This window comes from Caballeronia choica (genome assembly GCF_001544535.1).
GTDB classification, from domain to species: Bacteria; Pseudomonadota; Gammaproteobacteria; order Burkholderiales; family Burkholderiaceae; genus Caballeronia; species Caballeronia choica.
In genome coordinates, this window is sequence record NZ_FCON02000131.1 from 1 (window position 1) to 21,759 (window position 21,759).

Annotated in this window: 24 protein-coding genes and 6 pseudogenes; 15 read left to right on the forward strand and 15 right to left on the reverse strand. The window is 59.2% G+C overall.

What is annotated here, in order from left to right; translation table 11 throughout:
* The coding region (gene istA, locus AWB68_RS33950; RefSeq protein WP_235028637.1) for an IS21 family transposase at nucleotides 1-815 on the reverse strand (815 nt) is incomplete at its 3' end.
* 375 nt (nucleotides 816-1,190) lie between these two features.
* Between istA and AWB68_RS33955 the strand changes: the two genes are divergently transcribed.
* The 3 genes and pseudogenes from AWB68_RS33955 to AWB68_RS51910 all read left to right on the forward strand — a co-directional run.
* Nucleotides 1,191-1,493 carry a hypothetical protein gene (locus tag AWB68_RS33955; protein ID WP_087648670.1) on the forward strand — a complete coding sequence of 101 codons (303 nt, stop codon included), beginning with the start codon at nucleotides 1,191-1,193 and terminating at the stop codon, nucleotides 1,491-1,493.
* Nucleotides 1,490-2,736: pseudogene (locus tag AWB68_RS33960) on the forward strand (TolC family protein); the annotation flags it as partial. The gene AWB68_RS33955 and the pseudogene AWB68_RS33960, both read left to right, overlap by 4 nt.
* A 1-nt stretch (nucleotide 2,737) precedes the next feature.
* Nucleotides 2,738-2,922, forward strand: a pseudogene (locus AWB68_RS51910) (IS6 family transposase); the annotation flags it as partial.
* A gap of 42 nt (nucleotides 2,923-2,964) precedes the next feature.
* Here the strand turns inward: AWB68_RS51910 and AWB68_RS33965 are convergent.
* The 5 genes and pseudogenes from AWB68_RS33965 to arsD form a co-directional block, all read right to left on the reverse strand.
* Nucleotides 2,965-3,273 (reverse strand): annotated as a pseudogene (locus AWB68_RS33965) (transposase family protein); the annotation flags it as partial.
* Between the two features lie 45 nt (nucleotides 3,274-3,318).
* On the reverse strand, nucleotides 3,319-3,801 hold the full coding sequence (locus tag AWB68_RS33970; protein ID WP_087648671.1) for a universal stress protein: 483 nt from the start codon (nucleotides 3,799-3,801) through the stop codon (nucleotides 3,319-3,321).
* A 59-nt stretch (nucleotides 3,802-3,860) separates the two neighbouring features.
* The gene (locus tag AWB68_RS47170) at nucleotides 3,861-4,013 is read right to left on the reverse strand and encodes a putative universal stress family protein (RefSeq protein ID WP_125483130.1); all 153 of its coding nucleotides are present in this window, start codon (nucleotides 4,011-4,013) and stop codon (nucleotides 3,861-3,863) included.
* 371 nt (nucleotides 4,014-4,384) lie between these two features.
* Complete coding sequence (gene arsA, locus AWB68_RS33975) at nucleotides 4,385-6,166, reverse strand: arsenical pump-driving ATPase (RefSeq protein ID WP_087648672.1); 1,782 nt, start codon at nucleotides 6,164-6,166, stop codon at nucleotides 4,385-4,387.
* Nucleotides 6,167-6,179: 13 nt separating this feature from the next.
* Nucleotides 6,180-6,545 carry an arsenite efflux transporter metallochaperone ArsD gene (arsD, locus tag AWB68_RS33980; protein WP_087648673.1) on the reverse strand — a complete coding sequence of 122 codons (366 nt, stop codon included), beginning with the start codon at nucleotides 6,543-6,545 and terminating at the stop codon, nucleotides 6,180-6,182.
* A gap of 269 nt (nucleotides 6,546-6,814) precedes the next feature.
* Here arsD and AWB68_RS33985 point away from each other — a divergent pair, with 269 nt between their 5' ends.
* Together AWB68_RS33985 and AWB68_RS33990 are read left to right on the forward strand one after the other, a co-directional pair.
* Entirely contained in the window at nucleotides 6,815-7,333 is a 519-nt protein-coding gene (locus AWB68_RS33985) for a hypothetical protein (RefSeq protein ID WP_087648674.1), read from the forward strand.
* A gap of 70 nt (nucleotides 7,334-7,403) precedes the next feature.
* Nucleotides 7,404-7,750: pseudogene (locus tag AWB68_RS33990) on the forward strand (carboxymuconolactone decarboxylase family protein).
* A gap of 73 nt (nucleotides 7,751-7,823) precedes the next feature.
* Here AWB68_RS33990 and AWB68_RS33995 read toward each other — a convergent pair.
* From AWB68_RS33995 to AWB68_RS34015, 4 genes are all read right to left on the reverse strand, one after another.
* Nucleotides 7,824-8,345 (reverse strand): aspartate carbamoyltransferase, encoded by a 522-nt coding sequence (locus AWB68_RS33995; protein ID WP_087648685.1) that lies wholly within the window; start codon nucleotides 8,343-8,345, stop codon nucleotides 7,824-7,826.
* A gap of 281 nt (nucleotides 8,346-8,626) precedes the next feature.
* Complete coding sequence (locus AWB68_RS34005; protein ID WP_087648675.1) at nucleotides 8,627-9,058, reverse strand: YeeE/YedE family protein; 432 nt, start codon at nucleotides 9,056-9,058, stop codon at nucleotides 8,627-8,629.
* A 1-nt stretch (nucleotide 9,059) separates the two neighbouring features.
* Complete coding sequence (locus tag AWB68_RS34010) at nucleotides 9,060-9,494, reverse strand: YeeE/YedE family protein (RefSeq protein ID WP_087648676.1); 435 nt, start codon at nucleotides 9,492-9,494, stop codon at nucleotides 9,060-9,062.
* A 15-nt stretch (nucleotides 9,495-9,509) separates the two neighbouring features.
* The gene (locus tag AWB68_RS34015; protein ID WP_087648677.1) at nucleotides 9,510-9,827 is read right to left on the reverse strand and encodes an ArsR/SmtB family transcription factor; all 318 of its coding nucleotides are present in this window, start codon (nucleotides 9,825-9,827) and stop codon (nucleotides 9,510-9,512) included.
* An 86-nt stretch (nucleotides 9,828-9,913) separates the two neighbouring features.
* On the opposite strand from AWB68_RS34015, the gene AWB68_RS34020 reads away from it, so the two are divergent.
* Together AWB68_RS34020 and AWB68_RS34025 are read left to right on the forward strand one after the other, a co-directional pair.
* A complete protein-coding gene (locus AWB68_RS34020) occupies nucleotides 9,914-10,774 on the forward strand; it encodes an MBL fold metallo-hydrolase (protein WP_087648678.1) in 861 nt (286 codons plus the stop codon).
* 348 nt (nucleotides 10,775-11,122) lie between these two features.
* Nucleotides 11,123-11,734 (forward strand): c-type cytochrome, encoded by a 612-nt coding sequence (locus AWB68_RS34025; RefSeq protein ID WP_235028638.1) that lies wholly within the window; start codon nucleotides 11,123-11,125, stop codon nucleotides 11,732-11,734.
* Between the two features lie 120 nt (nucleotides 11,735-11,854).
* Here AWB68_RS34025 and AWB68_RS51610 read toward each other — a convergent pair whose 3' ends face one another.
* Nucleotides 11,855-12,061 carry a hypothetical protein gene (locus tag AWB68_RS51610; protein WP_160110118.1) on the reverse strand — a complete coding sequence of 69 codons (207 nt, stop codon included), beginning with the start codon at nucleotides 12,059-12,061 and terminating at the stop codon, nucleotides 11,855-11,857.
* Between the two features lie 328 nt (nucleotides 12,062-12,389).
* On the opposite strand from AWB68_RS51610, the gene AWB68_RS34040 reads away from it, so the two are divergent.
* Both AWB68_RS34040 and AWB68_RS49880 read left to right on the forward strand, forming a co-directional pair.
* Entirely contained in the window at nucleotides 12,390-14,900 is a 2,511-nt protein-coding gene (locus AWB68_RS34040; RefSeq protein WP_087648680.1) for a cation-translocating P-type ATPase, read from the forward strand.
* Nucleotides 14,901-14,994: 94 nt separating this feature from the next.
* Nucleotides 14,995-15,255, forward strand: a pseudogene (locus AWB68_RS49880) (hypothetical protein); the annotation flags it as partial.
* Nucleotides 15,256-15,362: 107 nt separating this feature from the next.
* Here AWB68_RS49880 and AWB68_RS34050 read toward each other — a convergent pair.
* Both AWB68_RS34050 and AWB68_RS34055 read right to left on the reverse strand, forming a co-directional pair.
* Nucleotides 15,363-15,914, reverse strand: coding sequence for a cytochrome b/b6 domain-containing protein (locus AWB68_RS34050; protein WP_087648681.1), 552 nt, complete (start codon nucleotides 15,912-15,914; stop codon nucleotides 15,363-15,365).
* Nucleotides 15,911-16,189, reverse strand: coding sequence for a PepSY domain-containing protein (locus AWB68_RS34055; protein WP_087648686.1), 279 nt, complete (start codon nucleotides 16,187-16,189; stop codon nucleotides 15,911-15,913). The genes AWB68_RS34050 and AWB68_RS34055 overlap by 4 nt, the downstream gene beginning before the upstream one ends.
* Nucleotides 16,190-16,401: 212 nt before the next feature.
* On the opposite strand from AWB68_RS34055, the gene AWB68_RS34060 reads away from it, so the two are divergent.
* Nucleotides 16,402-17,064 (forward strand): response regulator transcription factor, encoded by a 663-nt coding sequence (locus AWB68_RS34060; RefSeq protein WP_087648687.1) that lies wholly within the window; start codon nucleotides 16,402-16,404, stop codon nucleotides 17,062-17,064.
* Complete coding sequence (locus AWB68_RS34065; protein ID WP_087648682.1) at nucleotides 17,061-18,437, forward strand: ATP-binding protein; 1,377 nt, start codon at nucleotides 17,061-17,063, stop codon at nucleotides 18,435-18,437. The genes AWB68_RS34060 and AWB68_RS34065 overlap by 4 nt, the downstream gene beginning before the upstream one ends.
* A 77-nt stretch (nucleotides 18,438-18,514) precedes the next feature.
* Here the strand turns inward: AWB68_RS34065 and AWB68_RS51615 are convergent, their stop codons facing one another.
* Nucleotides 18,515-18,730: a universal stress protein gene (locus AWB68_RS51615; RefSeq protein WP_374729634.1), complete on the reverse strand. Its 216-nt coding sequence runs from the start codon at nucleotides 18,728-18,730 to the stop codon at nucleotides 18,515-18,517.
* On the opposite strand from AWB68_RS51615, the gene AWB68_RS51620 reads away from it, so the two are divergent.
* On the forward strand, nucleotides 18,724-19,107 hold the full coding sequence (locus AWB68_RS51620; RefSeq protein WP_374729632.1) for a hypothetical protein: 384 nt from the start codon (nucleotides 18,724-18,726) through the stop codon (nucleotides 19,105-19,107). The genes AWB68_RS51615 and AWB68_RS51620 overlap by 7 nt on opposite strands.
* On the opposite strand, the gene AWB68_RS51625 is transcribed toward AWB68_RS51620, so the two are convergent.
* A complete protein-coding gene (locus AWB68_RS51625) occupies nucleotides 19,084-19,704 on the reverse strand; it encodes a putative universal stress family protein (protein ID WP_374729633.1) in 621 nt (206 codons plus the stop codon). The two genes, AWB68_RS51620 and AWB68_RS51625, sit on opposite strands and share 24 nt — an antisense overlap.
* Before the next feature lie 182 nt (nucleotides 19,705-19,886).
* On the opposite strand from AWB68_RS51625, the pseudogene AWB68_RS34075 reads away from it, so the two are divergent.
* The 3 genes and pseudogenes from AWB68_RS34075 to AWB68_RS34085 all read left to right on the forward strand — a co-directional run bounded on the left by AWB68_RS34075 (nucleotide 19,887) and on the right by AWB68_RS34085 (nucleotide 21,473).
* A pseudogene (locus AWB68_RS34075) lies at nucleotides 19,887-20,233 on the forward strand (hypothetical protein).
* Between the two features lie 52 nt (nucleotides 20,234-20,285).
* A complete protein-coding gene (locus AWB68_RS34080; RefSeq protein WP_087648683.1) occupies nucleotides 20,286-20,726 on the forward strand; it encodes an ester cyclase in 441 nt (146 codons plus the stop codon).
* Between the two features lie 411 nt (nucleotides 20,727-21,137).
* On the forward strand, nucleotides 21,138-21,473 hold the full coding sequence (locus AWB68_RS34085; protein WP_087648684.1) for a c-type cytochrome: 336 nt from the start codon (nucleotides 21,138-21,140) through the stop codon (nucleotides 21,471-21,473).
* The last annotated feature ends 286 nt before the right edge of the window (nucleotides 21,474-21,759 follow it).

Consider the following 21,759-nt stretch of genomic DNA (forward strand, 5'->3'; position numbering starts at 1 on the left):
GCTCGACACAACCGACGTTTATCGCTGTTCCACCAACCACACAAGGTGCAGTATGAAGCGTACGCCTTGTCCTGCGGATGATAGGGGCGCGCCGGCAGAATCGAGGTGCCGTAGTGACGCGCGAAATCGAGTACCGTGTCGTTGCTGCGCGGTTCGTATCGGTTAGCGTCCGAGATCAGCGCACGTGGGTTGTCGGGCACGATGAGCTGGGTCACACCCCCGTAAAAGCTGAGCGCGCGCGCTGTTGACTCGAGCCAATCAGCCATCGTCTCGCGCGGCGTGGCATAGGCAAAGGTATAGCTGGAAGCACCCATTGCGGCGACGAAGATGTGGGCCCGACTGCCGTCAGTCAATGCGATCGTGGGGCCAGCGTAGTCGATGAACAGCTTCTCGCCGGCGCGGTGGATCTGCCGCATAGAGCGCTTGAGCTGCTTGGCGAAGCGCCGATAGTTGTCGCAGAACTGGGAATAGCCGTAGGTTTGGCGGTCTGCGTTGTCGGCACGGTATTCCTCCCGCAGCAGCATCAGCGTCATGCCCTTGCGGCGCAGCTCCTGGTGCAGACGACCATAGTCTGGTTGAACATGATTACGTGGCTTCTGAGGCGCGACCAGCAGTCGCCGCTCGAGCGTAACCTCGTCAGCATCTTGCACCTCTGGCCAGTCGAGGCCCGCCGCCGCAGCGAGTCCCACGTACTTGGTGACAACTCCTTTGGAGATACCCAGCGCTCCGGCAATCTGCTCGTGCGAAAGTTTGGCGTCCAGTTTCAAACGCAATACATCTTTTATCTTACGCATATTGATCCTTGGTGCGGGCACGCTGTCTCCAGACGAAAAGCTGGAAGCGTACCCACTCAGTTGCTCATATGCGTAACACCATTCCTGCGCCGTATAACGCCGTTCCGGCATCGTGACCGATGATTCCGGTATCGTGACCGGTGATTCCGGAGCTGCTCCGAAATCGGTCACGTTCGCCCGGAATAGGCGGTCACGATGAACCGGAATGGCCGGTCACGTTCGTCCGGGATCGTCGGTCACGATGCCCCGGAATACCCATTTCTGACTGACGGCATCGAACGACCTCCCCGAACCTCTCTCGTCTAGTCCTTCTGTCGCGGCTTCACGCTACGATGCGATATTTCGACCTGATGGCCTCCTATCGGCCGTCCAGGTTGTTTACGACGAGAAAACTCCATGCGAACGTTTATCGCAGCGCTGCTCAGCGTGGCGGCATTGCTGCCGGCGCTCGTGCACGCCACTACCACACTTCCTGACCCGACCAACGCGACGGCATCTGTCCCTGCGGTCAGCGTGCCGTCGGTGTTTGCGGACCATCAGCCGTATCGTGACCAGAAAACGCCCACATGGCAGGAGCTGAATCGGGCAGTGACGACCGCGCCCGGAAAGCCGGGGATGAGCCACGGTCAAATGCCGTCAGGCGGCAGCGGTGCCAAAAATAACGAGCACCGCTCCCATCACGAGGTGCCGGCGAAATGATGAGGCACATCTTTTTGGGCCGCCGCGTCATTGCTTTCGCTACTGCGGTTGCGTTCTTGGCCGGATGTACGACATTTTCAAAGGATGGCGGCTTCAATACCGTTTCGACGACCGCTTCCGAGCGTCTGGGGAAAGACGCCGTACTGGTGAAGACCGACGAAGACCGGGACGCTGTCGCAAAGCGAACGCAGGAACTGCTTTCCAGGCCACTGAGCATGGATGACGCAGACCAGATTGCGCTGCTGAACATCCGGAGCGTGCAGGCCTCATACGGCGAGCTCGGCATTTCCGAGGCGGACCTCGTTCAGGCGGGACGGCTGCCAAATCCCGGCTTCAGTTTCAGCCGCACGCATGGAGGAAACGACCTCAGCATCAATCGCACGTTCACGCTCGGGTTGTTAAGCGTTCTGACGCTGCCACTGGCCACGCACATCGAGAGTCGCCGCTTCGAGCAAACCAGACTACTGGCGGCAGACGCGATGCTCAAGGTGGCTGCCGATACCCGAAGAGCCTATATCAACGCGGTCGCAAAAGCGACAGTCTGCCGCGCATGCCGGGCAGGTGAAGGATTCCGCCGAAGCCGGCGCCGAACTCGCGCTGCGGATGCAGCAAGCGGGCAATTTCAGGAAGCCCGACTACGCGCGTGAGCAGGCTTTCTACGCTGATTCGGTCGCTCAACTCGCAAAGACGCGCCAGCAGTCCTTCGCTGCCCAAGAGAAGCTTACTCGCACGATGGGCCTATGGGGGGGCGGAAACGCAGTACAGGCTGCCCGACCGTCTTCCGGACATCCCCAAGGACCGGCCCGAGTTGCACGACCTTGAAACCTTCCCGATGCAGAACCGGCTGGACATCCAGGCGGCGAGAGTGCAGACGCAAAGCGTCGGGTCCTCGTTGGGTCTTAGCAAAGCGACGCGGTTCATCAACGCGCTGGACCTCGAGTATCAGAACAATTTTACGATGTCCGATGGCCACGAACAGGGCTACGAAATCAGCGTCGAGATTCCCATTTTCAACTGGGGCGGCTCGAACGTGGCGCGCGCGAAAGCGATTTATATGCAGTCGGTCAATCGCGTCGCCGAGACCGCGATTAACACGCGGTCCGAAGTTCGCGAATCGTATTTGGCCTATGTGACCGACTACGACATAGCCGAGCACTACCGCGACGAAGTCGTCCCGCTCCGCAAAGCGATTTCTGACGAACTGCTGCTTCGCTACAACGGCATGCTCGCCAGCGTGTTCGAGCCATCGAAACATCAAGTCCAGAACGAACGCGATAGTCGGCTTCAAGCGGTTCAAAAGTGCTGCGGCCACGATTTCAGGAATTGAATTGAGCATCGTATTCGCAATGGATAGTTCGATCTCGCGAAGCTCGGCCTCAAGGATACCGCCGCGCTCGCCGTATGGAATGGCGCCCTGTCCAATCGATAAGGCATCCTACCAATATGGATTTTCTAAACCGACTTACCTATTTTCACCAGAACCCTGATCGACTGCTCGCCACAGCAGATAAGGCTCGCCGCGCAATGTCACAAACACTTCGTCCAGATGCCATGTGGTGCCGGGCTTGCGGCGAGCAGCCTTAACGCGATGGGCAAAGCCCGCGCCAAACTTGTCGCACCAGCGCCGAATCGTTTCGTAACTGATGACAACCCCGCGCTCGAACAGTAACTCTTTGATATCGCGAAGGCTCAGTTGGAAGCGAAAATACCAGCGCACGGCGCAGCTAATAACAGCAGCCGGAAAGCGGTGACCATGATAGAGCGTTTTCGATTTCTTCATCGCGTCACCTTACGCGACGTCCACCACAACGTGACAGCGCCGTTTCTACAGGTCTGGGGCGTCTCCGGTCTGCGCTTCGACCGTCCCGGCCGGGACCAGCAGGACCCGGCAGCGTGCGATGCGCAGAAACTGTTGTGCCACGCTGCCGAGCACGAGACGCCGCCATCCGCGCCGTCCATGTGTGCCCAATACTACGAGATCCGCGCCGTATTCCTGCGCGCTTTTGAGAATGCGGTGCGCGACATCTTCGCCGGTCAGCGCGACTTCGACGATGCGGGGCGCGCCCGACACGCCGGCCTGATCTAGACGCGCGGCCGCTTCGGCAGCGATCGCGGCGCCCTCCTTCTTGAACGCGTCGCGGATATCGGCATGGAACGCAGCACTCGCGTCACTGACGACTGGGGGCGTATCGATCACGAAAAGCGGCTGCACTTCTGATCCGTTTGCGCGGGCGATATTCAGCGCCTCATCGAACGCATGGCTCGCAATCGCGCTGCCGTCGATGGGTACAAGGATGCGACTATACATGGATGACCTCGTTGGTCCAGAGACAAAGCGCGTTCAGTGCGACATCAAAACGGGCACCGTCATCGAAGCAAGATGGTGCGGATCGTTCCGCCCAGCACGAACTCCTGCAAGCGCGCGCGGCCGTAGCCACCTATGACGATCGGATCCGCGCTCATGTCCGCCGCGTTTGACAGCAGTTGCTCGCCCGGCGAAAGCCCAGACCACTCTTCCATCGCGCAGACCTCGACCTTCACGCCGTGACGCAAGATGCTTGTGGCGATCTCTGCACCGGGAATGCGTGTGTCCGGCGTGTCCCTGCTCGGAGCGGCAGCGCATCGTTCACGGCGCGGGTGGCTTCGCGACTGCGATCCCAGGCGACCATTACGCGCTCGCCCACCGTCGCAGAGAAGCCCGCGTAAGGCACGATAACGCGGGCCTGCCAGCGGACATCACGAGCGTCTCGGGGAAGTGGTTGCCGATGTACGACTCGGGGTCATTCGGAAATCCGTCCGTCAAAGCGGGTCAACCTCACTTCAAACGGTCTCGTGCTCGTTTGAGCACGAGCCAAGGGAGGATGCCCGTTACCCGCCAGTACACCTTTCCGCTACGACCTTTTCCGTTGCTCTACCGGCCGATGTCCACGAGCCAGCTCTTCGAGCCCGTGCAGTCCAACGGGCGGGTGCGCCTGCCACGGTAACAATATAGCCCTCTTCGTATCCTCCTTCATCACGCGTTCGATAAATGGCACCTCGTAGCGCCCTCGTTCGGCGAGTGCGTGGTCGTGAGTGCCGCTTGCGAGCAGACTCTGGTCAATGACCCAGGCATACGGTTCAATCTGGGCCCGGCGCAGGTCGGCTTGCAGTCGTTCCGCTTCATGAACAGGGGTCGCTTCTGCGAGCGTCACAATAAGCACGTGCGTAAACTGCGGGTCCCTCAGACGCGGCAAAAGCTGACGAACCGCTTCGGGCATATCACCCTGTGTGCGCATGACGTCGCGATGATAGGCCTCTGCTGAGTCCATCAGCAGGATGGTGTGCCCAGTTGGGGCCGTATCGAGTATCACGAACGAGTCCCGGGCTTCATCCACCGTTCGCGCGAATGCGCGGAAAACCGCTATCTCCTCGGTGCATGGCGACCGCAGGTCTTCCTCGAGCATCGCCCTCCCCTGGGCGTCGAGATGAGCACCGGCCTTGGCGAGAACCTCATCGCGATAGCGATTGACCTCCAGTTCTGGGTCGATTCGACTGACACTCAGACCTGGAAGGGATTCCTGGAGCGTCCACGCCACGTGCGCGGCCGGGTCCGTGGTGGAAAGCAGGACTGCATGGCCGCGCTGCGCCAGCTCAAGCGCTATCGCCGCAGCCACTGTCGTCTTGCCGACGCCGCCCTTGCCCATCGTCATGACAAGACCGTGACCCGCCTTCTCCAGGTCGTCAATGAGCGGCAGAAGGCCGCCAGGCAACTCCACGCTCAACTGGACATCTGTCCTGGGCGCGGCAATCTGCTCCGGGTGCAAATACGCCTGTATCGTGGCGAGCCCAACCAATCCCTTGGGAATGAAGCCCGTCTCGCTTCGCGGCAGTGCCGCGAGACCCTGAGGCATGGTCATTATGGCTGCAGCCTGCTGTCTTTCCATCGCGCAAGCAACGTCGTCGTCAGAAGAGGCTGCCTTGAAAATGCCATTGACTGCAAGCACCAGATTTCGGACCCCGAGGTCGGCCATTTCGACACGGATTCGCTCCGCCTCACGGAATGCAGACGCCTCCGGCCGCGCCACCAGGACCACAGTAGTACGGTCTCGATTGGTCAGTTGGGCAACGGCGGCTGCATACAGTTGCCTGTTTTGCTCGAGGCCGGCCAGAGGACCGAGGCACGAATTGCCAGTTGTATTCCTCAAAAGGAAGTTGCTCCAGGCCGACGGCAGCGTCAGCAAACGCAACGTGTGCCCCGTGGGTGCGGTGTCGAAGATGACGTGGTCATATGCCTTCGCAGTGATAGTACCTCCCAGCAGGTCGGCGAAAGCGTCGAACGCAGCTATCTCGACCGTGCAGCCACCGGAGAACTGTTCCTCCATGCTGCGAATTGCCGCCTCCGGCAACACGCCCCGATAAGGACTCACCATACGCTCACGGTAGCCCTTCGCGGCGAGTTCCGGGTCGATGTTCATCGCGTGGAGGTTTGGAACCTGAGCAACCGGCGTCGGCTGCCCGGAAAGCTGAGTCTCGAGGACCTCATCGAGATTGGATGCCGGGTCGGTGCTTACCAGCAGCACGGTCTTACCCTTTTCCGCCAATCGCAGCGCCGTTGCGCAGGCAAGCGATGTCTTGCCGACGCCGCCCTTGCCGGTGAAAAAGACGTGGTGAGTTGTAACGACAGGGAGCGTCATATCGGTGCGCCGGTTAGCATTCGCCGGGCTTGCAACTGCAGGTCCCGACTGTGATGTGGGGTTTGTCGGCGGCGGGAATCTTGAGCCCCAGTTTCTGAATCAGTTGGCCACGCGACGGATACACCCCGACGGAAACAATTCGGCCGTCGACCATTGCGATGGGCAGGCGGTCCATACCCGCATGCAGCTCCCGGACCACTTCCGGATTGGCAGCAAAGGCTGCCGCATCGCGTCCGAGGCCGTGCCGAACGACTTCGACACCATGTTCAGCAAACCATTGAAGGTCAGCGCTGAACTGAACAAGGGTCGGGTCCACGTCGAGGCCGCAGACGCCAGTCGCGCAGCACATGGCCGGCTCAAACACTTCAAGTTTGCTCATCGTTGCTCCCACGAATTCTGCCTGTCCGGCGATACCTCGGCCGCGTCCACTCCGTAATGCTCTTCCGTCTGCGGGCCGAGTGATTGACCTGGGTCAAGTTGTAGACGATGGGACAGCGTCTCGACGCACGAAGAATCAAATCGCTTGCAGTCGATTCCAGTCGCTTCGTTGACAAGCGTCAAAGGAAGGTCAGTGCTGACATGTAGCCTTGTAGTGGACGATAACTGGACTCGGTTTGTCGCCGTGTCGCACGTCTACAAGGAGGAGATATGAAAAAGCTTCTGGTTGCGATGGCTACCGGTATTGCGTTGACATCCCCGGTCCTGCAAGCTGCGTCGAAAGATACAGGTACCCCGCAAAGCAGTTCCAAAACGCGGCCCCCAGGCGCTGCTGAATTCGACAGGAATCTGGCCCAGCTTCAGGAGCAAATGAAGACAATGCAGGCGCAGATGGACCAGATTCGCAAAACTCAAGACCCTCAGGAACGCCAGAAGCTACTCGAGCAGCACTGGGCAACGATGCAAAGCGCGATGACAATCATGCACGGGATGTGGGGACCTGGGATGATGGGCCATGGGATGGGCCCGGGAATGATGGGGGGCGCTGGGCCCGGGATGATGGGGGGGTGGGGGCATATGGGCGGGTACTACTCACACCTGACGCCCGAGCAACTGCGGCAGCGTCAATACATGACTGACCAATATCTGCAGATGCAGCAGGAGATGATGAATAACATGATGTTGCAGCAGCAATACCGGGTGGGGCCACCACCTGCCGGTACAAAGTAGCCACGCGGAAGAACCGATTGCCGACGACTTCCCGGCTTTAAGAACTCGCCAACTGCAGGAGCGTGCGAATATGAGCGGCAATTCCGATTACAAAGACCTCACAGCCGCAGTGTTGGTTCAGATGCGAGCGATGCGCGCGTCACAACCCGATTTGATGACGACATTTGGCCAGCTCGCTGCTGCCGGCACACGAGACGGGGTGCTTCCCCAAAGACGCGGGAACCAGTGGCGTTAGGGATTGCGATTGGCTGTCGTTGCGACGACTGCATCGGCTTTCACGTCCAGACGCTAGGGAAGTTGGGCACGACAAGAGCCGAGCTGGAAGACGTGCTCGGTACTGCAGTCTATATGGGAGGCGGCCCATCAATGATGTATGCCACCCATGCGTTGAGAGCCTTCGCGGAATTCTTGCCCTGACTACCAACGCTTTCGGATTTCTGCCAGTTTCTGCCAGGCGAGCCAGCCCCCGAAATGCACCGCAGTACGCGACTTATGGCTGCGGCATCCCGGCGTGATGATGCATCTGCCCATCAACGGCGTCAGCACCGTGGTCCGAAAGCTGCGCGTCGAACCAAGCGTGAAGCGACGACACCAACTTCGGGTCATCGCTACGATAGGTGATTTGGCCTCCGCTTTTTATGTCCTTGTACGCAATCGATATCTGGCCGGGCTTTGCCGCCTCGAGTTGTGCCAATCCGGGCATGTCAGGTCCGTGAGTCCGGGCAGGTCCCGAAAAGTCGCCACGCTGAAAGTGCGCCTGGATTTCACGCAGGTGCTCACGAATCAGCCGAATCTGGACGCCATCAGATGGATTTTTCGCAATCACCCGCTGGCTACCACCATCGTCCGATTTGCTGAAGATGTGAGTTGTGGCCTTGAGGCTGAACGGCATGACCTGCGCACCTCGCTGCGCGACCTGTGCCCGACGTTCAGCGTCCGCCGCGAGCGATTCATGCGGCGCGTTCAGGCCCGCCATCACGATAAGCGTAGTAAATAATATGGTCGGTTTCATTGAATGCGCCTCCCGCATAATTAGCAGTGGCGCCTGCTTGCCCACATTCCCGCAGACGGGCCGACTGCAAGTAAAGCTAGCGGCACAGCGTTGGCCAAATCCAGGCGAAGAACAGAGAGCGGCAAGGGGAGTGCCACAATAGCACCGCCAGCCCCCGTCAACGCAAGAATCAGACCGACGGAACGTCTCAGGAACATGCCGCCTGCAATCGTGCTGTCCATTCGTGTGCCTCATAAAGCTGCCGCGTTTGCGCGGACCCCGCTCAAATGAGTAGCAGCAACTCATGCCTGCTTCCGACTCAGTTTGGTGCGCTCAAGGAACTCGAACACAATCATGCCGCCAAGCATCGCGGCAACAAAACCCCACGCCTTCGGAAAGTTAGCGCCCAATGCGACCAGCGCAGGCCCTGGGCAAAATCCTGCAAGCCCCCAGCCCACACCAAACACCGCGCTTCCCAGCACAAGTCTCAACGTTACTTCGGTGCTGGACGGAATCTGCATGGGCAGACCCAGCAGGGATTTCTTGCGGCGTTTTGCAAAGAGGAACGCGACAGAGCCGACAGCTATCGCGCCGGCCATGACGAATGCGAGAGACGGGTCCCATCGTCCCGCGATATCAAGAAATCCCAGCACCTTCGTCGGATTGGCCATGCCGGACACCATCAGGCCGACGCCAAATAGAAGCCCGGAAATTAAAGCAGCGAGCAAACCCATTTCAACCTCCCAGCAGATGTCTGGATACGAACACGGTCAAAAAGCCGCTTGCCATGAATGTTGCCGTCGCGACTAGCGAACGGATGGACCCTCGCGAGATGCCGCAGACACCATGGCCGCTCGTGCAACCGCTCGCGTAACGCGTGCCGATGCCAACCAGAAAGCCAGCGACAAGTATTTCGCCCCACCCAGCCGGGATATCAGGCGCTACCGCGTGACCCAGAAAGCCTGCCAGCACGGGGGCCCCGACAAGCCCAGCAAGAAAAGCGACGCGCCAGCCCGCATCTTTCTGAGGCGTACCAAGCAGACCACCCAGAATGCCGCTGATGCCAGCGATACGTCCGTTGAAGAAAACAAGCACGGCAGCGGCGGCGCCAATCACCAGGCCGCCGGTCAATGACAGGCCCGGCGTAAAACTCGCGATATCAATCGACATGCCCCCTCCTCGTCTTCATCGGGCGCAAAACTGGTCGTACAGCACGGTCATGACCGCAATCGCTTCCTTGCTCGCGATGGAATAAAAGATGCTTTTCCCCTCCCGCCGTGTCGCCACGAGTTCGTTATCGCGAAGTACGCCGAGTTGCTGGGAAAGCGTGGGCTGACGTATGCCCAACTGTTCTTCCAGGTCGCTCACACACAACTCGCCCTGGGATAACTGGCACATCAGAAGCAACCGGTCGGGATTGGCCAGCACCTTCAGCAGCGCACAGGCTTTCTCTGCGGAGGCTTGCATTACCGACAGCTCGATTGGGGCGGACTTCTTCCTCATGTCACCATCCTGTAATTTACACACAAACATTATATTGCATTGTATATTATGTGTGAATAAAATGAGTAGTATCTGAGGAGGTCAGGATGCAGCCCATCGTTCAACCGTTCTTCGACCCGGTCACCGGCACCGTCACATATGTGGTTTTCCAGTCCGCGCACCAGGAATGCGCAGTCGTTGACCCGGTCCTTGACTTCGACCCCAAAGCCGGACGCACTTCAACGACGAATGCCGACAAGGTCATCGAGTTCGTTCGCCAGCATGACCTGCAGGTGGGGTGGATTCTGGAAACGCACGCGCATGCGGACCACCTGTCCGCCGCACATTATCTACGGGGCGAGCTTGGCGGTAAGATTGCGATTGGCGAGCACATTCGCACCGTCCAGGGCGTCTTCAAGAAGCTCTCCAATCTGGAGCCGGAATTCGCGCTCGACGGCTCCCAGTTCCACCATCTGTTTCGCGAAGACGAAGAGTTTTCCATCGGTGCCATGACAGCGAAGGCGCTATATGTTCCCGGCCACACGCCCGCGGACACGGCCTACCATATTGGCGATGCGGTTTTCGTAGGCGACACGCTTTTTATGCCGGATGTCGGCACCGCGCGTTGCGACTTCCCCGGCGGCAATGCACAAACGCTCTACAGGTCGATTCGAAAGCTGCTAAACCTGCCGGGCGACACCCGGCTCTTCATGTGCCACGATTATCCGCCCGAGGGCCGGCAACCCGAATGGGAAACTACAGTGCTCGAGCAGCGCGCGCATAACATCCATGTGCACGATGGCATCACGGAAGAACAGTTCGTCAGCATGCGCGAAGCGCGCGACGCGACACTCGCAATGCCTGTCCTTATCCTGCCATCTGTGCAGGTGAACATACGAGCCGGCGATTTTCCACCTGCCGAGGAAAACGGCACCCGCTACCTGAAGATTCCATTAAACGCGCTCTAACATGAAGGCTATGCAGCGCCGACTCGTTAGCGGCCCGAGTGCCCAGTTTGAGCTACGCAAACCCCTCCAGAGGTAAGGGTCGCCGCTCTGTTGAAGCGAAATCGACGCTACCGGGTTTGCCTGGCTACGCTGGAGAAGGTACCGACTCGCCGCAGAGGGTTACATAAACAACGATGGAGGAGACATGCAATCCGTTCGCCCGGAACGGCGCAAGCTGGTGCGCTGCCACCCTGCCCGGTGCAATCGTCGCATCTGCGCTAGCGGTATCTCGCATCGTGCAGGCGCAGGAGTCGCCGCTCGGGCGCCACGATTGCGACCAGGGGTACCGCCAAGGGTATCCCCGCGTGCATAAGCTGCCATGGCGCGAAAGGCGAAGGGAACGCTCGAGCAGGATTTCCAAGGCTCGCCAGAGCAAGCGCTCCCTATCTCAAGGCTCAACTGGACGCGTTCGCGAATGGACAGCGGCAAAGCACAGTTATGCAGCCTTTCGCCAAAATCATGGCGTCCGAGGGCAGCATCGCTGTCGCGGAATACTTCAACCATCTTCCGCCGCCAGATACTCATCCGACAAACAGTGATTCCGCTGCACCGTCGGATACGAGAGCATGGCTGGCGACGCGCGGACACCGGGAACAAGGGCTTCCTGCCTGTGCGCAATGCCATGGGCCCGGTGGCTCAGGAGTAGGAGCCGCATTCCCGCCATTGGCGGGCCAACCAGCATCGTACATTTCCGCCCAGTTGCATGCAAGGCAGAAGGGGCTGCGTCCACCCGGTCCGCTGTCGCTCATGCCAGTCATCGCGAGCAAATTGTCGGAAGCGGACATCACAGCCTCATCGGATTACTACGCCGGTGAACCCCTTGCCGGCAACCTGAAGAGGGTCGGGGATGTCGTCAGGTCCGTCCCGTGGGTGATGCGTCCACTTCCCAGTGCGTCATCGGAATGCGACTCTGACACATAGCCGGTCACGCCTTTCACAAGGGATCGTCGTAAGCCGAGATGGCGATGTGAGAACCATATCGCTGGGTATGCGTTTCGATCGTCGCCAGCTCTTTGGCTACAACCGCGGACGACGAAAATATCAGCAGTGCGCCCAGGATGCTCTCGCCCGCCCTGGAACCAGCTTGATCATCATCCACCTCCGGGCGATAGTCAGATCTTCGATCGTGCCACGCCGCAGCAACGGATAGCTGACCTCAGGATATTTCGCCCCGAGGTCGGCTACTTGACGCAGATCAACGCCTGCGGGTTCACTTGGCGCCATTCTGAAAATGGATATGGTTTTCATGACAGTCGCGTCGAAGTCCGGGAACTATTTGTCCGAGGTCGATGTAACGATAACGTCTGGAGTTGGAGACCGGTCCTGACCGTTCGGACAGAGGGACCGTTCCTTCTGGTTCGGCTACCTGCAGAGCACTATCAAATCGGGGCGCAAACGCGTCACATCACGGAAACCGGAAAATCTAGGTGCCCGCGCGTGGCGGGGCTGAATTGCGTTTCTACTGGGAAGATCCAGATCGTCACGGCGACACGCACATCTGTAAAAGCTGTCCGGCTACGGGCCGTCCGTGAGCGGCCTGTTCTGTTAGCAATCCGCGTAACTGATCGACACAAAAATGCAGACCAATCCCGCTGAGCGAGTCCCGGACGTAATCTCTGGCCACATCGAGCCGGCACCGCCGGTCGGGCACGCCGACAGGAAGCGTGGGCTGTCGAGCGCGCGGGTGGAGGAGCAGCGTGCGAAATTCGGCCCCAACGTCGTGGACTCAACTGCGCGGCGCACTTGGTGGCAGAGCCTGTGGGAGGTACTGCGTGAGCCCATGTTCCTTCTGTTGCTCGCTGCGAGCGGGATCTATTTTGTGCTCGGGGACGTTTCGGAAGCGCTGACGCTCCTCGCGTTCGTGATGGGGATCGCCTTTCTCACGTTTTTTCAAAGTCATCGCACCGCGCAGGTTCTAGACTCTCTTCGCGAACTGTCCGCGCCCCGCGCGCAGGTACTTCGAGACGGGCAACGGCAACTCGTTTCCGCTGCCGAACTGGTGCCCGGCGACGTGGTTTTCGTCGACGAAGGCGCACGCGTGCCCGCTGACGGTGCCGTGATGGAGGCTCACGAACTGAGCGTAGACGAGTCGCTACTGACGGGTGAGTCCGTTGCGGTGATCAAGTCCATGGCGCGAGCCAATGCACTTCCGGAGGAAGATCCAGGCGGCCAGCTTTTTTTCGGGTCAATGGTGGTGCAGGGTCAAGGGCAGATGATCGTGACTGCGACGGGGCCGAATACGACGCTCGGTCGCATTGGCAAGTCGTTAATCGGCATCACGGAAGCCCGCTCGCCGTTGCAACTGGAGACGAGAACATTCGTCAATCGCTTTGCCTTGGCCGCGATCGCCCTGTGTCTGCTGCTCGTCGCGGCCTATCGTTGGCGATCCGGGGAATGGCTTCCGGGCGTGCTCGCCGGGATCACGCTGGCCATGGGGATCCTTCCCGAAGAGATTCCCGTGATACTGACCGTATTCATGGCACTAGGGGCTCGCCGCATCGCTAACGAAGGCGTGCTGACGCGCCGCATGAGTGCGATCGAAACCCTTGGCCAGATCTCAGTGCTGTGCGTCGACAAGACGGGCACACTGACGCAGAACCGCATGTCGGTGCGCGTGCTCTTCGCGCAAGGAAAGCGGAAAGTCATCGATCAGGCCACTCAGCGCATTAACGAGGCGTATCACGAACTCATCGAATATCTGGTGCTCGCCAGCGAAATAGAGCCGGTCGACCCAATGGAGCGCGCGTTTCACGAGACAGGCCGGGTTGAACTCACCGGCACCGGACGTATCCACAAGGACTGGTCGCTGGTCCACGAGTACGCGCTGACACCGGAGTTGCCGGCTATGTCTCACGCATGGCACACGCCAGAGTTCGACCATCACGCAGTGGCCTGCAAGGGCGCACCGGAGGCGGTCTGTGCTTTGTGTCACCTGGGCGAGCAGGAAACCCAGACTGTCCTTGATCAGGCCGCGCAGATGGCGTCGGGCGGGCTGCGGGTGCTTGGGGTGGCCAAGGCACGGCACTCACATCCCGGTTGGCCGGAAAAGCAGCATGACTTCGCGTTCTCTTTCGTAGGGCTGGTCGGTCTGTTGGACCCGGTCCGGCCGGAGGTCGCGGGCGCTATCGCGGAATGCCGGGCAGCCGGCATCCGCGTGGTGATGATCACCGGCGACTATCCGTCGACGGCGCGGGCGATAGCGACCGAAGTCGGCATCGACGGCACGCGGATCGTGACCGGCCAGGAAGTGGCAGCGATGGACGACGCACAGCTTCGCGATGCCATTAAGAACGTTGACACATTCGCCCGCGTCAAACCGGAGCAGAAACTACGGCTCGTCAACGCGTTCCGGAAAAGCGGCCACGTAGTCGCGATGACGGGCGACGGTGTGAACGACGCGCCCGCACTTAAAGCGGCGCACATCGGCATTGCGATGGGGCTGCGCGGCGCCGAAGTTGCGCGAGAGGTGGCCTCGCTGGTCCTGCTACGCGACGACTTCGCGCCGATCGTGTCAGCGATCCGACTGGGACGGCGTATCTACGCCAATCTCGTGCAAGCGATCAGCTACACGGTTGCCGTTCACATTCCGATGATAGCCGCCACCATGATTCCGGTTGTTGTCGGCTGGCCGCCGATGCTTGCGCCGGTTCATATCGTTTTTCTGCAACTGGTTATCGATCCAGTCTGCTCGGTCGTGTTCGAGAATGAGCCTGAACGCGAGAACCTGATGCGTCTGCCACCGCGGCGCGCCGGCGCGCGGCTGTTATCGAATCGCGGATTGGCTCAAGGGGCCGCGGCAGGCGCTTTGGCCGCCATGCTGGTGCTGGCCCTATACGCTGGCCTGCTAACTCATGGCTACCCACTGCCCTTCGCTCGCACACTCGCATTCGTGTCACTCGTAGCGGGCAATGTTGCGTTGATTTTTGTGATCCGCGTGTTGCCGCAGTCTGGGAGCCGTGCCCCTGCGCCTCAGCCGAATCGCTACCTTTGGATTGTTTTGGGCGTAACGGGGGTAGCGCTTCTGCTTCTAATGATTGTTCCTGCTCTGGCGCGCCTCTTTGGACTGGTTGCCCTGCTCAGTCCTTGATGCGGGCGTATAGCACGCACGAAATGAGCTTGCGGAGGGTCCTCCTGTGATGACGATGGTAATGCTCTTCGTGGCCATTTTGCTGCTCAACCTGCTGAGCAGGTTACGCCTGTGGCTCATCGGCGTGCCTTTTCTTTTTTGGGCGTCTCGCAAGCTATGCGGTCTGGACGCACCTCGCGCAGTTGACAGACACATTCGTATGTCGATCCGGAGACAGAGCTGGAAGCCGGGTATCTGGGCGCTTATTTCATCGCTTCCCAACTGCTTCATGAAGCTCGACTGGGCACACCTCCTGAACGAACATAGGTTCCGCTTCAGGCGGCAGCAAGAAAAATCCGGAGGCTGGGGGACTTGAGCGCCGGACAGGACCTGCAGCCATAGGCGAACCTTGGGGACACTGCGCGGCGTACTTGCCCAACTGCGAATAGCCGGCCAGCGCACTCGCACCGGCCGGCGAGGTTTTCAACCAACGCGCTTGCGGCCCGTAAGCATCGCGCGGACCAGATTCTCGCGGTGACGCCAGCTCGCCAGCAATACGCCTCCGACATGAAGTGCGACACACAACAGCACTGCGTTGGCGCAAGCCCCGTGGAGAGTCTCCAGCGCCTCGGAGCCCCAGAATGCATTGGTCGTGAGCAACCATCCGGTCACGCCCGTCGCGGTGAGTAGCATGAGAAGGACAATCACCATTGCCCCACCCGCAGGGTTATGCCCAAGGTACCGCCGCTCGCGGCCCGCCAGCATGGCTCTCGCGTATTCGGCAAATCCGCACGGCGTCGGTATGAAGTTGGCAAATCGAGCGTGATAACTTCCCGCGAAGCCCCAACTAATACGAGCCGCCACCAGTCCCAGCACCGCGTAGCCAAGCGCATGATGGACTGTTCCGCCGTCCTCGCTCAAAACGTATGCCGCGCCAAATGTACCCACAAGGCCCCAATGGAACACTCGTACAAACAGGTCCCACACCAATGTTGACCGGGAGGCGTCGCCTCCCCCTTGGCTCAGGGAACTCATTCGTTGACCTCCTCGCTGACAGGTTTGCCATTGACAGGATTGACGACCATCTCGTGGCGATTGCCCTTCTTGTCCAACGCATAGACCTCGTAGCAGCTCCCCTCAGTCTTGACCCGCTTGACCTGGTAACCCTGCTTCTCCAGTTGGTTCGAAACTCCCTTGTCCTGCATCCATTTCGTTTTCGGTTCAGTAGTGCAGGATCCGGTTGCATGCGCAGCAAAGGGCAGCGCGATCAGGGCAACGGCAGCGGCGAGGCGAACATTGATCGTTTTCACGTGCAACTCCAAAGTCAGGTGGATTGGATCAACAACGACGGTGCTATTTACAGCCTGCATACTGCGATGCGAGTCTGAAGGGAATCTTAAGCAGAACACCCTCGCGCAAGCATGCGGAGCGGGATTAGACTTGACGATTGAAGCTGATCGTCAAGTCGGTTACTTTGCAGGGAGGTTCTGCTACCTGCCTGTTCCTTTTGGAGTTCGACGAAATGCGCGTGTTACTAGTCGAAGATGATGATTTGATAGGAAGCGGCGTCGAAGAAGGTCTGCGCGACGCCGGAATGACGGTCGACTGGGCACACGATGGCCAGGAGGCGATGCTGGCGCTGACTACAACAGACTACGAACTGGTGGTGCTCGATCTCGGTCTGCCGAGACTATCTGGAACCGAGTTGCTGGATTGGCTGCGAGCCCGTCGCGACGATACGCCCGTTCTGGTCATGACCGCCAGGGACACGGTAGCAGACCGGGTAGGCGGCCTGACCGCCGGCGCTGACGATTACCTCGGCAAGCCCTTTGACCTCACTGAACTGATTGCGCGCTGCCGGGCGCTTTTGCGCCGCGCGCATGGCCGCAGCGTCGAAACCATCCGGTATCAGGATCTGAGCGTCGATCCTACGACGTTCACGGTCACCCGCAATGGTCTGCGCCAGCCCTTAACTTCGCGAGAATGCGCCGTGCTGATCGAGCTGCTGACCCATCAAGGTACTCCGCTCTCCCGCGCCCGCCTTGAGGAAAGTCTTTACGGCTGGCAGGAAGAAGTAGAGAGCAATGCCGTTGAGGTGCACGTCTCCAATCTGCGCAAAAAGCTGGGACCTGGATTGATCAGGACGATCAGAGGCGTTGGGTATCTTGTGGAGAAGACATCGTGACAGGGTCAATCCGTCAACGCCTTATGCTATTGGTGCTGGCGAGCGTTTCGGTCGTCTGGGTGGCAGCCCTCGTTTCAAGTTACCGCCAGGCCGTTCACGAAGTCAGCGAATGGGACGACGCGCGAATCGACCAAGCCGCTCGCACGCTAATGCTTGTGAACACCAATGATCTCGCGGCGCTCACCGAAGATGGGGCCCATTCGTCCGATGATGACGGCGACGATGACCTGTCAAGCCGACTCCTTTATGAAGTGCGCGACGTCGAAGGACGCGTGCTTGCGGCGAGTCCCGGTTTGCCGCCCGCCAACGCGGCGGACTTACCTTCGTCCCAGGGCGCGGCTGCTGGCAGTGTAGCGAAATACGACGCACGCAAATGGAACACCTACGTGCTCCACGACGCAGCCTACGGTCGGAGCGTGCGGGTGTTCGAACGTAGCGATAGTCGAGCCGATCTGGGCACTGGAGTGGCGCGCCGCATCGCGAAGCCGCTGGCATATGCGCTACCGGCTCTCGCGTTCCTGATCTGGGTGGGCATTGGCAGCAGCCTCGCGCCGCTTAAAACACTCTCGCGGGCCATCGGTGCCAGAAACGCCGGCAATCTGGACCCCATCGATATGCGTCGCACGCCGGCCGAAGTGAGTCCACTGGTCGATGCCCTCAACGTTCTGTTCTCGCGGCTGCGAGGGTCACTCGATCGTGAGCGGGCCTTCACGGCCGATGCTGCACACGAACTCAAGTCGCCACTGGCGGCGATCAAGGTTCAGGCACAGGTCGCTCTTACCACGCGTGATCTGGCAAAACAACGCCTCGCGATGCAGCGGGTAGTTGAAGGTGTCGACAGGAGCACACATCTGGCGGATCAACTCCTGTTGCTGGCGAGACTTGACGAAGGTGTACCCTCGCCAGCTTCGGGAGTGGAACTGGATACCATTGCCCGCGAATGCATCGCTGCACACCAATCGAATGCGTCGTCCAAAGGCATCGCTTTAGCGCTGAACGGGGATGCGCACGTGACGATGCGAGCACCGCCCGCACTTGTGCGAATCCTGCTGGATAATCTGGTGGACAACGCCATTAAGTATGGCGAGACGGGCTGTCGTGTCGAGGTCGTCACCCAGCGAACGTCGGGGACGGCCTTGCTGCTTGTGCGAGATAGCGGTCCAGGTGTTACGGAGCAGGACCGGTTGCGTCTGAGCGATCGCTTTTTTCGGGCTGGCGGAAGTCGTCAAAGCGGTACTGGATTGGGACTCTCGATCGTCGCGCGGATCGTGGCTCGCCTTGACGGACATCTAACTTATTCATCGGGCATTGACGGCCGAGGGTTGGGCGTCGAGATCCGGTTCCCAGCCACCCAGTTCCCTAGCTTGCCATAAACGCTCGTAGCGTTGCATGCTCCATTGGAGCAGGCCGCCATATCGATTCATGCACGGTGCCTCATCGACACGTTGTGTCACGAGTCTTGTGCATGAACAAGCAGCAACGGCGTCTGCGTAATATGCGCGACACGGCCCGCGACGCTGCCCAACAGCCATCGCGCTATTCCGCGGCGGCCATGCGTGCCCATGGCCACGAGGTCAGCATTCCAGTGACTTGCCTCGCGAACGACGGCACCGGCAATGTCGTCTCCTGTCCTCCGGTACTGATGAGTGCGGTATCGCAGTGACAGGAAGAACCAGCGAGCATTGCCGCCGCGGTCAGCGCCGCCTTACCCTCTTCAATAAACGCGTCTTCAAGCACATGGACGGATACAAAATCCGTCAAACGGACCGCGCCGTGTACCACATGGACAGCTCGCATCTGGACCTCGGGTTTCGCAACTGCATGCCGCATCTCAAAGCCTTAAGTGACGGCGCGCTTCCGTCGATCGCGAACAGAACCCGTTGCGGGGATGCGCCAACTTTTCCTCGTGGGAAGGCGGCACAATCAGGAGCGAGCATTGGCAATGTATTGCCAGGTGCCTTCGACCCAGCGCAGAAGTCCATGGCGCTGAAGTGCGCCGACGACCAGCAGATCGGTGCGTCAGTCGTCGGCAGCACCGATTAATGCCGTGACGATGTCACCACCTCGCTTCGAAAGGTCGATGACATCCTCTTCGAGATCAAAATCATATCCCGCGAAGACGCTCTTTGCCTGAACGAGCGCATCTGCTGCATCACGCAAAAGTTCAGCCGGCGCGGCATACAGTTCGGCGCTCGCCTTCGGAGGCAGGGGCCTGTTAATAAGTGCGCGAGGATTGTCGGCGACGCTCACGAGGCGAATGTGCGCAGTAGTTGGGACGATGGTTCGAACGAACTCCGCTGCCCGCAATGAGGCGACGGACAAATCCGCCGCGACCAAGATGCGACGATTCCTGATGGAGCATTCCGGCTGACGTACGGGATACTCAGGATTCCGCCTCGATGTCAAATCCGTTGTCCACCACGACGAGAACGAGATTACAGTCTGAATCGACTTTGTCGGCGCGATTTGATCGTACTCAAACGCTTTTGTGAGCGTACATCCGACATCAGGCATTTCAACGTTTTTAAGCTCGAACGACTGCCCTTCAGTGACCGCTTGTGGCCCGAATCCGGACCGACGCAGACCTCGATCGATCTCGGTTCCCGCAGGCATGCGAATGCAAACGTTGATCTGCGTCAATCCGACAGCGGCAGGGCATGTTCATGCTGAGTAGCAAGTGCCCTTCGTCCGGTCCGTCAGCTCAGCCCCGGCAAGAGCACATTTTCGAGCGACATTCATGGAATGTTTGACTGCCCCAGATCGTTCTGGGTGTGCGACAGCGACAGGATGTGACGACGCTTGCCATGGAGAAGCGGGGTGATATGCAAGCCATGCACCACTTTCGTCTGGAATTGCGACACGCAACGATGCCCACGTACGTTGCCAGTTACCTGTTCCCTTTTCTTTTATTCGTCTACGAAACTTATCGCGTCGGCAGGTGGCTGTTCGACTATGGCATGAATTTCTCGAACTACAGTTCATGGGCTATGACTATCTGGTCATGCTCGTGTTCGTCGCGCTGCAGATCATTGTTGAAGTCTCGTTTCTCATGGAAACCCGGATGGGGCGACATCTCGATATAGATCGTCGAGTTGCGAATGTCTTGGCTGGGATGGGCTGTTCAATTGACATCCTGGTCTTCGATTTTGCCTTGCAGTGCGCTCTCTAGACCGAGCTGCTATTAGTGGGCGTGTCGTCTTCTGTCGGTGAGGGGTGATGGTATGGTCCAACCGAACGAATTAACCCGCGATCTTGCGCAGCAGATCATTGGTCGCTTTTACCGCGCGCACGCTCAAAAAGACGTCGCGCTTCTGCGGACGGTTGTTACGCCCGACTGGCAATACGTGCCTGCATCTTTCGGGCCGGCCGGGGGGCCAGACCAGATGATTCCAGTATTCGTTGACTTAGCTTCTGCGCTGCCGGACATGGACATTCAGGTCTTGGATTTATTGATCCACGGGAACTTGGTTGGCGTGCGGGCAAAAATCAGGGGAACGCAGTCTGGGTCTCTGATGGGCATCGCAGCGACATCCAAGCCAATCGAGTTTGCGATTCACTCTTTTCACGAGTTTCGAGACGATCGTATAGCGAAAACGTGGCACCTCGAGGACTGGCTAAGTGTCTTCCACCAGCTCGGATCGCTGCCGCCCAGTCTCAATTGAACAAGCATTGTCGGCAGGGTGCACCGCTTTTGTGGGCATTTCCGTTGCCCAGCACGTTCGGATTGCATCGAGATTCCGACGTTCGACTACTGTGGATTTTTCATTGCGCGACCGCTCTCATCACGGGAGACCAATTTGCTTCCGGTAGCCGTGGCGAAATTGCGTGACGCCCGCGAGTGGCAAGAAATCGCTGGTACGGCGTCAACTACGATGGCCGCTGGGCAAGATAATTTGTCGCCGCGCAATCGCTCGCGCACAGACGAGACGTTTGGCACGCACTGCCACCGAACTTGATCGCAGGGAAAAAGGGAGCTTGAGTATATTTTAGAACACCGTGCCCGATGAAGTTGACGTTGCCGACCATGAGCTCGGCGCAATCGAATCCGTTCCAGTCTTACTCGGGAGCTTGTCATGAAGCGTACGTTTATCGCGGTCACAATGCTGTGGTTATGCGCCTCGGTCGTGGCTGCGCCACCAGACGGGAAAGCCCTTTACCGAGAAAACTGCGCCAGTTGTCATGGCCAAAACGGCAAGGGCGACACGGGGCCGAAGCTCGTTGGTGATGCGAGTGAATGGAAGACAAAACTCTTTGAGAGGGCAGTGCTAAATGGCATCGACGATCAGGGAAAACCGCTCAAATCCCCTATGCCACACTGGTCACGCGCCAGTTTCAAAAGCGACAACGGTGTCGCGCCCAGCAAAGCTGAAGTTGATGCGATCCAGCAGTACCTGCATACGCTGAAATAACGTGCACCTTATCCCCCGGGGCTGCCGGTCGCCGGTCACCAGATAGCGACGATTGAAGACAATCCCGGCTTCGATCCCATCGCCCGATATTGCTGTCTTTCCGCACGAACCTCATCGGCATAGTCTCCGCTATGCCTCCGCGCGGGCGCGTAGCAGCAAACTGGCCAAAAAAAAAGTGCTGGCCTGGTTAGCCCAAACTTTGAGCGCCGGCGCGCATAATCCTTTGATTTATCAGGATTATTCTTTTGCGAGTGAGACGATTACTGGGTACAAGGGGTGGGGTTGA